The 13,712-nt window shown below is 51.3% G+C and carries 10 protein-coding genes; 6 read left to right on the top strand and 4 right to left on the bottom strand.

What is annotated here, in order from left to right:
- Positions 1 to 2: 2 nt before the first annotated feature.
- The gene (locus tag JWF83_RS14955; RefSeq protein WP_413651118.1) at positions 3 to 2,072 is read right to left on the bottom strand and encodes a hydantoinase/oxoprolinase family protein; all 2,070 of its coding nucleotides are present in this window, start codon (positions 2,070 to 2,072) and stop codon (positions 3 to 5) included.
- 925 nt (positions 2,073 to 2,997) lie between these two features.
- On the opposite strand from JWF83_RS14955, the gene JWF83_RS14950 reads away from it, so the two are divergent.
- From JWF83_RS14950 to JWF83_RS14925, 6 genes are all read left to right on the top strand, one after another.
- Positions 2,998 to 4,233: a Zn-dependent hydrolase gene (locus JWF83_RS14950; protein ID WP_413651117.1), complete on the top strand. Its 1,236-nt coding sequence runs from the start codon at positions 2,998 to 3,000 to the stop codon at positions 4,231 to 4,233.
- 649 nt (positions 4,234 to 4,882) lie between these two features.
- A complete protein-coding gene (locus JWF83_RS14945) occupies positions 4,883 to 6,580 on the top strand; it encodes a thiamine pyrophosphate-binding protein (RefSeq protein WP_413651116.1) in 1,698 nt (565 codons plus the stop codon).
- A 9-nt stretch (positions 6,581 to 6,589) separates the two neighbouring features.
- Positions 6,590 to 8,086 (top strand): aldehyde dehydrogenase, encoded by a 1,497-nt coding sequence (locus tag JWF83_RS14940; protein WP_413651115.1) that lies wholly within the window; start codon positions 6,590 to 6,592, stop codon positions 8,084 to 8,086.
- Positions 8,087 to 8,102: 16 nt separating this feature from the next.
- The gene (locus tag JWF83_RS14935) at positions 8,103 to 8,717 is read left to right on the top strand and encodes an RraA family protein (protein ID WP_413651114.1); all 615 of its coding nucleotides are present in this window, start codon (positions 8,103 to 8,105) and stop codon (positions 8,715 to 8,717) included.
- Positions 8,718 to 8,789: 72 nt separating this feature from the next.
- Positions 8,790 to 10,145 carry an MFS transporter gene (locus JWF83_RS14930; protein WP_413651113.1) on the top strand — a complete coding sequence of 452 codons (1,356 nt, stop codon included), beginning with the start codon at positions 8,790 to 8,792 and terminating at the stop codon, positions 10,143 to 10,145.
- 71 nt (positions 10,146 to 10,216) lie between these two features.
- Positions 10,217 to 10,606, top strand: coding sequence for a RidA family protein (locus JWF83_RS14925; protein ID WP_413651111.1), 390 nt, complete (start codon positions 10,217 to 10,219; stop codon positions 10,604 to 10,606).
- A 15-nt stretch (positions 10,607 to 10,621) separates the two neighbouring features.
- Here JWF83_RS14925 and JWF83_RS14920 read toward each other — a convergent pair whose 3' ends face one another.
- The 3 genes from JWF83_RS14920 to JWF83_RS14910 form a co-directional block, all read right to left on the bottom strand.
- Positions 10,622 to 11,545 (bottom strand): LysR family transcriptional regulator, encoded by a 924-nt coding sequence (locus tag JWF83_RS14920; protein WP_413651110.1) that lies wholly within the window; start codon positions 11,543 to 11,545, stop codon positions 10,622 to 10,624.
- 364 nt (positions 11,546 to 11,909) lie between these two features.
- The gene (locus JWF83_RS14915; protein WP_413651108.1) at positions 11,910 to 13,406 is read right to left on the bottom strand and encodes an aldehyde dehydrogenase family protein; all 1,497 of its coding nucleotides are present in this window, start codon (positions 13,404 to 13,406) and stop codon (positions 11,910 to 11,912) included.
- A complete protein-coding gene (locus JWF83_RS14910; RefSeq protein WP_413651107.1) occupies positions 13,403 to 13,699 on the bottom strand; it encodes a putative quinol monooxygenase in 297 nt (98 codons plus the stop codon). The genes JWF83_RS14915 and JWF83_RS14910 overlap by 4 nt, the downstream gene beginning before the upstream one ends.
- Positions 13,700 to 13,712 lie beyond the last annotated feature (13 nt).

The following is a 13,712-nucleotide window of genomic DNA, read 5'->3' as shown; positions in this document are numbered from 1 at the left end:
TCTCAGTGAAGGTCAACGATAATATTGCCGGAGGCATCAACTCTGGCGACGCTGTCAGGTAAAATCACAATGGTTGACTCTTGTTCCTCAACAAGTGCGGGGCCGGAGAAATGGTCACCTGCTTTCAGCAGGTAGCGGTCATAAACCGGACAGTCGGTAAAACCATTGGTTTCAGGGAAATACACCGGCCGGGTATTTTTAAAGGCCTGTTCGGCACTGGACTCGGAGAATGAGATTTCCGGGAAGGTGAGTTTTGGCAGTTCGACCCGGGCACTGAGATGCAGTTTGGCAAATTCGACGCCCTCATCGCGTGAAAAGGTTCTTTCGCCATAAGTTTTGCCATAGGCCTGGAAGAAGGCTTCACGAACCACGCCGGCAGCCGGATTTTCTGACGGCAGTTCGACATTAATTTCATATCCCTGACCAACAAAACGCATATCGGCGCTGTAGGAGAAATGCACCTCATGGCCATCAAAGGAGCCGCCCGCAATCTGGCCACGTGCTTCGTCAGCCAGTAAGCTGATAGTCTCTTTTAATTGATGCATATTACTGTCGCTGACTTCGACAATTAAGGTTCGTGCCAGATCAAAACGGACATCACCCATTAACAGACCAACAGCAGATTGCACGCCAGCGCCACTTGGGAAAACAATGCGCGGACAACCCAACATACGGGCAATACGTCCGCCATGTACCGGACCGGCGCCGCCAAACGGAATAAAGGCAAAATCACGAGGATCTTTACCGCGCCCAACAGAAACTACCCGCGCGGCCTCCGCCATCTGGGCTGTTACCACCTCGAAAATACCCCAGGCTGCTGCTGCCGTATCGATATTAAGTATGTCACCAATATGTCTCTGAATGCCCCGCCCAGCGCCTTCATGATCAAGGGACATCTTGCCGCCAAGAAAATAGTCCGGGTTGATATAGCCCAAAATAACATCAGCATCGGTTACCGTAGGACGCTCGCCACCGCGGCCATAGCATATTGGTCCCGGCACGCTGCTTGCACTTTCCGGACCGACTTTAATCGAGCCCATTTCGACGCGGGCAATACTGCCGCCGCCACTACCAATTTCCACTAAATCGATGGCCGGGATATCAATTGGCAAGCCGCTGTTTGGCTTGAGATTGACCATATCCACTTCGAACTGACCGGCGAGAAAAGGCTTACCTTCTTCAATAAGGCACACTTTGGCCGTAGTGCCGCCCATATCAAACGACAGAATGTCGCTGCCTGCGGCTTCGGTATAGCGTGCGGCGGTGAGCACACCTGCTGCCGGGCCCGATTCTACAATACGAATTGGGAACTTCTTCACAATCTCCGGCGTGGCAATACCGCCATTGGACTGCATAATTAGCAACTCACCTTTATAGCCGCGTTCCCGTAAGCCATTCACCAGACGCTCAACATAGCGTCGTACCGGCGGTACAACATAAGCATTCAGAATGGTTGTGCTGCCGCGCTCATATTCGCGTAATACCGGTGATATTTCTGATGACAGTGTTACAGAGATCGAGGGGGCAACTTTGTGTAAAATGTCCGCAACTTGTTGTTCATGAGCTGGATTGGCGTAGCTGTGCAGAAAGCAGATACCGACTGTTTCAATGCCTTCAGCCAGCATTTCGGCGGCCACACGTTTTACCGCTTCCTCGTCCAGCGGTTTATGGACACTGCCATCAAATAGCATCCGTTCCGGAACTTCCCAGGTATGCTTGCGACGTACTACGGGTACTGGGCGATCGACATTGGTATCGTAGATTTCCGCACGGCGCTGACGGCCAATAATTTGAACATCACGAAAACCGGCAGTGGTGATCATCGCCGTTTTGGGGCCGTTACGTTGGATAATAGTGTTTGTCGCAATGGTCGTCGCATGACGTACATCCGTGATTTCGCCGACGGCGATACCGGCAATTTCAGCCAGTTGTTCGATGCCATCAAGCACCGCCAGCGAAGGGTCCGCAGGGGTGGTCAGCAGTTTTAAAAACTCAATTTTCCGGGTTTCATCGTTAAACAGTGCGAAATCGGTAAACGTTCCGCCTACATCAACACCAATTCTGTAACTCATCGCGTCCTCACCTTTAGAAGTGCAAAAGTATATGCCCAACAAACTGAGGAAATTATTTCCACATAATCATATATCAAGTCAACCCCCGGAAAATGCAATCGCGGAATTAATTTCCGCAAAAAAATAACAGGTGAAAATGGCGTTCCATTTATCTAATTGATAATAAACAGAAAGTGGAGGTTTTTTTGCCACAGATCTTCATCTCTTGCAGTCAGGTTTCTTATTCATATGAAAAACGTATCTCTATGAATCTCGCGGTCTGGCAGGGTGAAGACAATGACTGAACAAATACCTTGTGGTGAGGGGAGTGCCGGGGGAGGGTATCCTGCACTATATTCAGCCGCACTCTGTAAAGGGGTTCTTTCAAGGGAGTGGTAAAACGGCTGAATGAAATGACAGAGTTCACGGACTCTTAACCTGAATCTGAACACTTTCCTTACTGGTATGGACATCCTCAGAAAATAGCCAACGTAAGCAGAATTAACTGGGTCAAATTGGCGGCGCTGCTTCAGGTTTGATTTTCATGTGCCAGTATCTGAGTCATGTAGTTTTGCCGCTGTGCTACTTTCCTGCCGGGCCTTTCCTCCTCCAACTTCGTTCAGGACGGGGATTAGATAACGAATGAATCCCGGATACCTTATTTTCGTGGCATGGTTAATTTGAACAGCTGAATACAAGGGGTGTTCCAGCGCTGTCTTTCAGGTTAATTGTAAACTTCTGGCGCCGCACTTTTATTGGCTGAGATTTTATTGCCTGGCACCAAATGTTTCATATAAAAAACTTATCGGTGAGAATGTTATTAATTTGGTTAATATCACCTATTAAAAACCTTTTATTGACCGCGGGGAATGTACGGGGGATAAGATCGTTAATGACTTTAAATAGCACTATTGACGAAATGACAGGTTGGTTTAAGAGGAATTTTATGTTGAAAGTAAATAGTGAGCGTCTGTGGAATAGCCTGATGGAAATGGCAAAAATTGGCGCAACTGCTGCAGGAGGTAATACCCGCCTGGCATTATCAGAAGAAGATAAACTGGGGCGGGAATTATTTATTCAGTGGTGCATGGATGCCGGGATGAGCATTCATTTTGATGCGATTGGCAATCTGTTTGCTCGTCGTGAAGGGGAAAATCCCGATGCTAACCCGATAGTGATCGGTAGCCATCTCGATACGCAGCCGAAGGGCGGGCGTTTTGATGGAATTTACGGTGTATTAGCCGGGCTGGAAGTGATACGCATCCTTAATGAAGAAAATATCACCACTGAACAGCCACTGGAAGTTGTCTCCTGGACCAATGAGGAGGGCGCGCGATTTACTCCGGCAATGCTCGGCTCGGCAGTATTTACTAAAGACTTAGATTTGGAAAAGGCGCTGGAGATAAGCGATCGCGATGGCATCAGTATTCGGCAATCCCTGGCCAGCATTGGTCATGTCGGAAGCAGAGCGCTGGCGCGCACTTTTAATGCCTATTATGAAGCACATATTGAGCAGGGGCCGATACTGGAAGATCAAGGCATCACCATTGGCGTGGTGACCGGTGGGCAGGCAATTTGCTGGCTGGATATTGCCGTGTCGGGTGTGGCAGCGCATGCCGGTACAACACCAATGAAATCACGCGTTGATCCTATGTTCGGTGTCGGAGAGATGCTGAGCTCGCTGGATAGTACCCTGTGCAAAAAATTTTCCGACGGGATGATTACCGTTGGCCAGCTGGATATTCCCGGCTCGTCACGCAATACCATCCCCGCTCTGGTGAATTTCACCGTGGACCTGCGTAACCCAGATGATCAGCTGCTGGCAGAAATGGAAGCGGATGTCCGCCGACAGCTGACAGATATCGCCGCAGCCCGTGGCTTAACGCTTCGTATTGATCGCCACTGGCTAAGCCCGGCAACACCTTTTGATACCGGTTGTATCTCAACCGTACGTACGGCAGTGCAGGAACTGGGCTACAGCTGGCAGCATATCATCAGCGGCGCCGGGCATGATGCGATTAACATCGCCAAACACTGCCCAACCACGATGGTCTTTATCCCTTGTGCTGGCGGCATCAGCCATAACGAGAGTGAGTCAGCTCTGCCGGAGCATGTGGCAAAAGGATGTGATGTACTGCTGAATGCGGTATTGCTACGTATTGCGCAACGCAACGTCGCCTGACAGTAAAGGTTAATAAGCTGATGACGATTACCTTGCTCAGTTGACGAGCAAGATAATCTTTCATTATGTCCCGCACTATCCCGGTAACCATTTTCCTTTCCTTAATCGATTGACTGCCAGACTACTGGTGGGTCAATCGCCGTTTTTATTTTTTTAAAATGATTATTCTGGCTGGTAAAATAATTACACAAACTTTTTTGTGTCTGGTTGAGATATATAAAAGCATGATTGTGATTTGTTGTGGTGCAATCACTGCACCTCTTTGGTGATTCTTTAAGGTTGGTGCATTAATTTGGTGAATACTCCACTTGCTTTTCATAAATAGAAATTATACCGCACATTAAATCGTTAAAATTGACTAATTCCCCTATCGGAACGAATCTGTTAGTCAATAAGGTTGATAATTAAATCACGATGAAAATTTAAATTCTGAGTGAAAGGTCGGCTGCTGATGAGATTGGTTTTGATGATGACTATTAAAGCCAGGGGGTAACAAGTAAAAAGTTTTTAAATAAAATTCCCGGCGGTATTTTTTATGGGTGAAGTTAATTGCAGGGTTTGCATTTTGAAAAAGAAGCCCTCAGGCCTGGTAGGCATTAAATAGCGGGAAGTGAAATGGAAAAAATTATTTACCACATTGGAGTAAACAATGACGATATCATCTCAACCTTGCCGTAATGGCGGCCAGATTATACTGGAACAGCTACGCCAGCAGGGGGCGAAGAGGGTATTTCTGGTGCCGGGAGAGAGCTTTCTTCCGTGTATTGACGCCTTCAATGAGCATAGCGACCAGATCCAGCCGATAGTGTGCCGTCAGGAAAGCGGCGCCGCCTATATGGCAGAAGCCTATGGGAAAATGACCGGTGAACCCGGTATTTGTATGGTGACCCGCGGGCCAGGCGCCACTAATGCTTCTATCGGTGTGCATACTGCTTTTCAGGATTCGACGCCGATGATTCTGTTTATCGGTCAGGTGGGCAACGATTTCCTTGAGCGCGAAGCATTCCAGGAGATCGACTATCGTCGGATGTTTGGTCAGATGGCAAAGTGGGTGGCGCAAATCGATGATACCGCTCGTATCCCGGAGTATGTCGCCCGTGCATACGCTGTCGCCACCAGTGGCCGACCCGGACCGGTGGTGCTGGCGCTACCTGAGAATGTGCTGTGGGGCGAGTCAGATGCGAAGATAGTGAAAATTCGTCCGCGTCTGGAAACCTGGCCCGGCCCGTCGCAGCTTGCTGAACTGTCCTCCCGGCTGCAACAGGCACAACGCCCGTTCCTGTTAGTTGGCGGCAGTCGCTGGACCGCTGAGGCACAACAGCAGTTGCAGGCGTTTGCGCATCGTTTTGATCTGCCAGTCGGCGTCGCATGGCGTCGTCTTGAATGTTATGACCAGCGCGATGAACAATTTGTCGGTCATGTTGGCTTTGGCATGCCTGACGAGCTACGTCAGCAGCTGTGCAATAGTGACCTGATTATTGCCGTCGGCACCCGAATGGGCGAAGCCACCAGTGAAGGCTATAGCTGGATTCAGTCACCCAATCCACAGCAGACATTAGTTCATATCTACCCCGATCCTGAAGAACTGGGTCGCGTCTATCGCCCTGAACTGGCTATCAATGCCAGCGTTAACGCTTTTGCTGCGTCGCTCGCCAGCCTGATACCTGCCAGCCAGCCGGTCTGGCGTTCATTACGTTTGCAGGCGCGCAAAGCCTGGCTGAATACCTTAAAACCGCTGCCTTCACCAGGCAAGTTAAGCCTTGATCATGTCGCTTATACCGTCGGCAATATTCTGGACGGTCAGGGATGCATCACGGTAGGAGCGGGTAATTATGCCCTTTACCCGCACCGCTATATTCCGTTTGCCGGGCTGGGCAGTTCACTGGCCCCGACAGTGGGCTCGATGGGATATGGCTTACCGGCGGCAATCTCCTACAAACTGGAAAACCCAAATAGCCCCGCAATCTGTTTTGCCGGCGACGGCTGCTTCCAGATGAATATGCAGGAGCTGGGTGTCGCGCTGCAATATGAACTGGGGGTGGTGGTGCTGGTATTCAATAACGGTATGTGGGGCACCATCCGCGCTCACCAGGAGCGTGATTTCCCTGCGCGTGAGATCGCTCTGCGCTTTACCAATCCGCAGTTCGCACAACTGGCATCTGCTTATCAGGGTTGGGGCAAAGTTATTGATGATTCGCGTGATTTTGCCGAGGCTTTCCGGCAGGCGTTAGCCTTTGCTGAGGAAAAACGCCGCCCGGTGATCCTTGAGCTGCGTTATGACGCTGACGGCATCGCCCCGGGGGAATTACTGAGCAAAATTCAACAGCAGGCGCTGGCGAAACAATAGGGGATAGCTATGACGAGCAAGACATTTTATGACTGGCAGCAGGCCGCAGCAAAACTGGTTATTGAAGGACGCGCCTGGATTGGTAATGGCTATTGCCAGGCTGAGAACTCAGCCGTTATCGCCAGCGTCAATCCGGCAACCGGAAAAAATCTGGTTGATATTGCTGATTGTAGCGAGGCAGACGTTGATCGCGCGGTACAGATTGCGCGCCGGACATTTAACAGCGGCGTCTGGTCTCGCCTTGCTCCGCAACAACGCCGGGCCAGGCTCGAGCGCCTCGCGCAGCTGATGGAAGAGAATATTGAAACGCTGGCGCTACTGGAGACGCTGTCGATGGGTAAGCCGATCGGCGACAGCCTGGCGTTTGACCTGCCGGAGTCGGTGCGCTGTGTACGCTTTTATGCTGCGGCGATCGAAACCACCAATGATGAAGTGCTGCCAACGTCTGATGATGTGCTGGCAACCGTGGTGCGCGAACCGGTCGGCGTGGTCGCCGGCGTGGTGCCATGGAATTTCCCGCTGATGATCGGCTGCTGGAAATTAGCACCGGCACTGGCGGCGGGTAACAGCGTGATTATTAAACCGGCAGAGCAGTCCAGCCTGAGCATGCTGAAGCTTGCCGGGCTGGTGCAGCAGGCTGGCATTCCCGACGGGGTATTTCAGGTCGTGACCGGACGCGGAGAGATCGCCGGACGTGCGCTGGGATTACATATGGAGGTTGATTGCCTGGCATTTACCGGCTCCACCGCCATCGGCAAGCATTTTATGCGTTATGCCGCCGATTCTAACCTGAAGCGGGTATGGCTGGAGTGCGGGGGGAAATCGCCCCATCTGGTCTTTGCTGATTGTCATCAGCTGGAGCAGGCAGCAGCAGTGGCAGCGGCAGCAATCTTTATCAATCAGGGGGAAGTCTGTATCGCCGGATCGCGTTTATATGTTGAAGCGTCAATTTACGATCGCTTTATCGCATTACTGCTGCGTGAAGCACAGAACTATCTGCCGGGGAACCCGCTGGATCCTTCGACGCGGGTTGGCGCAATGGTTGATAAAACACAGTATCAGCGGGTTTTAGACGGTATTGCGACAGCACAGCAGAGTGGTGCGCAATGCCTGACGCCTTTCCCGGCGGTCAGCGAACGCGAAAACGGTTTTTTCCTCAATCCGGTGATCCTTGAATGTGATAACAGCAATATCGCGATGCGCCAGGAGATCTTTGGGCCGGTGTTGTCGGTATGCCGTTTCAACAGCGAAGAGGAGGCGCTGGACCTGGCGAATGACTCTATCTATGGGCTGGGGGCTGGCGTCTGGACCGATGATCTCAGCCGTGCCCACCGCGTCGCGCGTCGCTTACAAGCGGGTATGGTTTGGGTCAATTGCTACGCCGATGGCGCTATTACCGTACCGTTTGGTGGACGCAAACAGTCCGGATTTGGCCGCGATAAATCAGTTCATGCGCTGGATAAGTATACCGATCCGAAATCCACCTGGATCCAATTCAGCCGCTAAGCGATGAGGTCTGTTTGTGAATACCTTTAATGAACACCTGATTAGCCAGCTGTTACAAGTCGAAACCGCAACGCTGGGGCATATGATCAGCGACGGTTTTATGAGCAGCCAACTGCAATGCGTGTTGCCCGCCATGCGGTGTTGCGGCGCAGCGGTAACGGTGTCGCTGCCTGAAGATGATGGTTATAGCCTGCCGTTAGCACTGGCGGCTGCCCGCCCAGGCGATGTACTGGTAATCGAACGCGTTAATGACGATCGCCATGCCTGCTGGGGAGCGGTGATGACGGCGGCCGCGCAACAGGTGGGGATCGTGGCAGTGATCCTTGATGGCTACATCACCGATCTGTCGGCGATTTGTGCAGATAACTTCCCGGTATGGTGCAAAGGGCGTTCACCGCTGACCACCAAGCGCGGTAAGCGAGGTGGTTCGGTCAATCAGCCAGTGATTTGCGGCGGCGTCACGGTTAATCCCGGCGATATCGTTCTGGCGGATGAAAACGGCGTGCTGGCTCTGCCGGCGCACCGGATGGAAATGTATCTGCAACCAGCGCGGCATATTCAGCAACAGGAACCGCTGATCATAGAACGACTGAGGCAGGGAGAAAGTCTGGCTGAGATTTATCGACTTTAGACACTGACATTTTTGCGGGCAAACATCAGGGTTATAGCACCCGCTCAATCCATCATTGCGGAGAGTTAATGTATGAATAGTTCCATTAATATCCAGGCGGCGAGCGCAGATGTCGCCCCTGAGGTCAATATGCGTAAGATTGCGGTCGCCAGCGTGATTGGTACTACCGTTGAATGGTATGACCTGTTTATCTTCGCCACGGCTTCTGCGCTGGTATTTAATAAAATCTTCTTTCCGGCATTCGATGCGTTAATTGGTACGCTACTGGCCTTCGGCACCTTTGCGTCCGCCTATGGTGCGCGTATCGTCGGTGCAGCGCTGTTCGGTCATTTTGGCGACAAACTGGGCCGCAAGTCGATGCTGTTGGTGTCGTTACTGGCGATGGGGATCTCCACCTTTGCGATTGGTCTGTTGCCCGATTACGCTGCCATTGGCGTATGGGCACCGGTGCTATTGCTGACTTTACGACTGATCCAGGGGCTGGCGCTTGGTGGCGAGTGGGGGGGTGCGGTATTGATGGCGGTAGAACATGCCCCGGCGGGTAAGCGTGGTCTGTTTGGTTCATGGGTGCAGATTGGTGTTCCGGTAGGCACCTTGCTGGCAAATCTGGCTTTTCTGGCAATTGCTGCCTTTTTCCCAGCGGAGGACCTGCTCTCCTGGGGGTGGCGCATACCTTTCCTTGCCAGCGCATTGCTGATTGCGATTGGTCTGTATATCCGTCTCAATATCCATGAAACACCGGTGTTTAAACAGACACAGAAAAGCGAACCTGAGGTCAAAATGCCGCTGGCCGAAATCCTGCGTAAGTACTGGAAACAGGTACTGCTTGGCGGTATCGCCACCATGTCTACCGGCGCGTCATTTAATATTATTGTCGCTTTTGGCCTGACTTACGGAACACAGACGCTGGGTTTTAGTCGTTCCATTATGCTGACAGTGGTGATGGTTTCCTGTGCGCTCTGTATTGTATTACTGCCGGCTTTCGGCGCGTTATCAGACCGTATTGGTCGTAAGCCGGTGATTATTGGCGGGATCATTGCTGAAGCAGTGGTGGCTTTCCCGATGTTCTGGCTGATGGATACACGCGAACTGCCACTGGTATTCCTCGGCTATGGCCTGTTGATGACTGCTTTTGCCGCGAACTACGGTCCTATTGCTACTTTCCTCGCCGAACTGTTTGGCACCCGGGTCCGTTACTCCGGATTGTCGGTATCCTATATGCTCTCTGGTCTGTTGGGCAGCGCCACCACGCCAATTATCACTACCGCATTACTCTCCTGGACCGGTAAAGGTTCTTCGGTGGGCTGGTATATGATGGGGTCGGCACTGGTTTCGTTATTAGCCCTGCTACTGCTGACTGAAACCTTCAAACGCGATCTGAAAGCGACGCAACCGGCTCATACAGGGTGTGAAAATAGTGTTGCCTGAGACCCACAAGCGACTCTTTTCTCTGTCGTGCTGTCAGCACGACAGAATGTTGTCTGACGAAGGAAAGCATAATGAAGCGATTAACTGCGGCTGCCGGCAGTAATTTACCGGTAGGGCCGTACTCACAGGCGGTGATAAGCGGCAATTTGGTGTTTACTGCCGGCCAGATACCGGTAATTCCCGGCCAGCATATTCAGCCTGAGACTTTTGAACAGCAGGTGCGTCAGACATTACGCAACCTTGAGACTGTTTTGCAGGCCGCAGGCTCAGATTTTGATCATGTGGTTAAAGTTAACGGCTATCTTACCGATCCGGCACAGCTGGAACCTTACAATCGCGTTTATGCCGAGATGCTGGGCCATGCGCCGCCGGCGCGTACCACGGTTTGCGTGTCGTTGTGGGGAGTCGCGTTAGAAATAGAGTGTATCGCTGAAGTGATTGATCACCGCCTGCGGGTTTAGATTCTGTCGGCGGGCTTAATAGCCCGCCAGCCGCAAGGCATCCTGGAGATGGGTAAGAAATGCCTCTTCAGCTTTATTGAATTTCAGCGCCTCATTCCACATCAGATACAGCGTCATGCGGCCTATCCCTTCATAAGGCGGTAGTTTCCACAGATGTCCCGCTTCCGCTTCCTCCCTCACCACATGTTCCGGCAAAGCGCCAATTCCCAGCCCGGAACGAATCATGCGCCTGACCTCATCCAGATTGGGGCTGGTGCCAATAATCATCCCTTCGAAAGCATGTTGCGCACGAAATAATGCCAGCGGCGCCAGTACCCCATCCAGTTGCTCACTGGCAAAAGAGACAAAATCCTCATTATGCAAATCTTCTACTGTTAAATGGCGCTGGCCATACAGAGGGTGTGGTTTGCCACAATAAAGAAAATAGTTCTGATGAAGCAGGGGAGTATCGGCCAGTTTCGGCACGTTTTTATGCTTAAGACAGATACCCAGAGCAACCTGATAATGCAGTAATGCATGTTGTACATCAGAACTTGAGCCAGTAGTGATCTCAAAAGTTACGCGTGGATGATGCGTATGAAATTCCGTCAGCATCGTATCCAGAATATCGCTATTCACACCTGATACCAGAGCTAAACGCACCACGCCACTCAGATTGTGTGGAATATCCTGTACCGCCAGCGATAAGCGGGCAATGCTGCCATAAATAACCAGCGCCTCCTGGTAGACTAATTCACCGGCTGAAGTTAGGGTGAAATTTGAACCATTGCGTGCAATCAGGCTTTCATTCAGCCGGTCTTCCAGCCGTTTCAGTGCCAAACTTACCGCAGGTTGTGTCAGATGCAGGCGGATGGCCGCACGGCTGATACTACCCTCCTGTACGATCGCGAGAAAAGTCCGCAACAGATTCCAGTCAAGACGGTCATGAATTTGCGACATATAGGTTTATCCAGTTAATTTTTATCCACCCCCTGTGCAGGCGGGTAAATATAGAGAAGGGGGGCGCCATTCTTTATACAGCTATCTCTCTTTACGTAAAATATTACACGCCGGTGGTGGATGCCGGAAGCGTTGAATCGGGCGTGGACAGGATTAATGGCGGGTTGATCTCTGATGAAGTCGCGCTGTTTGATGGCATTAACCAAAGCTTTCGCAATGGCGCGCAACAGCCTGTGCAAATGAAGTAGTTATGCATTGATCTCATTGTCTGATTAATCTTTTATAACAGGGGGATTTTCGCCCCCCGCTTTTAGTGAAAGCCCCGGCTATCATCATGGACGACAGGGTGCAATTATTAAAGCATCTACAATGCTACCCCAACCGATCTTATTTCAGTGTAAAGTTCTATGGCTTCCCAGCCCATCTCCCGTCCCCAGCCTGACTGTTTAAATCCGCCAAATGGCAGGGCCGGGTCAATAACATGATGAGTGTTAATGCCGATAGTACCTGCTTTCAGTCGTTTTGCCACCAGATGAGCGCGGCTGACATCCTGAGTGAAAATGCTGGCAGCTAAACCGTAAGGCGTGGCGTTAGCCTGAGAAATAATGTCATTCTCCTGTTCATCGGAAAAACGCGTTACGCACAGTACCGGTCCAAAGATCTCTTCCTGCACCACGCGCATATTAATGGTGGTGTTATCAAGAATAGTGGGCTCAACATAAAAACCTTCTTTCCCCCAGCATTTGCCGCCAGTGAGTAAGGTGGCGCCTTCCTGCAAGCCAAGAGTGATATAGTCGCAGACGCGTTGTTGCTGTTCTTTGGAAACAAGTGGGCCCATTTGCGTGTCAGTTGACAGGCCCGGTCCGATTTTCAGCTGCTGCGCCTGCTGTACCAGAGCGGCCAGCAGCTCATCGGCTATCGCATCATGGACATATAAACGCGTACCCGCGGTACAGGTCTGGCCCGTGTTATAGAAGATACCTGAGGCGATGGCCAGCGCAGCTTTCGCCAGATCAGCATCTTTAAATACGATCATCGGTGATTTTCCGCCCAGCTCCAGCGACACCTTTTTAAGGTTGTCGCCAGCGGCGGTAAGAATTTTTTTACCCACTTCGGTGGAGCCAGTAAAAGCAATTTTATCAACATCAGGATGGGCAGCTAATGCTGCACCTGCGTGTTCGCCATAGCCGGTCACCACATTAACCACCCCGCGAGGAAATCCTGCCTCGGCTATCAGTTCAGCCAGACGCAGGGCGGTAAGCGGCGTTTGCTCTGCGGGTTTCAGGACAATGGTACAGCCTGCGGCTAAGGCTGGTGCTATCTTCCATACCGCCATCATAAATGAGAAATTCCACGGCACAATTTGTCCGCATACGCCAACCGGGGTTCTCAGCGTGTAGGCATGGAAGGGGGCAGCGGCTGATAGCGGGATAGTTTGCCCGCAAATCTTGGTACACCATCCCGCCATATAGCGCAGTAATTCGTAGGAAAATGCGATATCACCCCAACGCGCATCGTTAACCGGTTTGCCATTGTCCAGTGATTCGATCTGCGCAATCTCATCCGCATTTGCTTCGATCAGATCGGCCAGTTTCCATAGCAGTTTACTGCGGCTGGCCGGTGTCATATCAGCCCATTCACCCTGCTCAAAAGCAATACGCGCTGCTTTGACCGCAACTGCAATATCCTCTGATGTGCCGGCTGGAACCCGGGTCAGGGGGTTACCATTCGCAGGATTGATAACCTCAAGAAAGTCCCCGTTGATTGCCCCGACCCAGTCACCGTTAATGAACATCTTATGAGGTGCAGAGATAAATTTACGGGTGCTTTCCAGAAGTTGCTGCGCAGAATCAAGCGTCATTTTATGGTAACCTCGCGTGCTTTAACCAAAAGAACCTCACCATCCAGAATGGGTTTGGCGATATCAAAGAAGCGGGCAACCACCGGCGAATTATTATGGGTATCCATGGCGTCCTGATCGACAAAACGCTCATAGGTGGTAAATACACATGGATTAGCCAGATCCTGGCTGACAAAAAAACCAATGGTTGCCGGCTCATGCTCTTCCACATGCAATGTCACTTCTTTCAGGGCATTCGACATCACTTCGGTATAACCGTCTTTAACTTTGATCACTGCAGTAATTGTTAACATTGACAGCTCCTGT

Source organism: Pantoea sp. B65, assembly GCF_047308185.1.
GTDB lineage: Bacteria > Pseudomonadota > Gammaproteobacteria > Enterobacterales > Enterobacteriaceae > Erwinia.
This window is presented reverse-complemented; position numbering and strand designations above follow the sequence as displayed.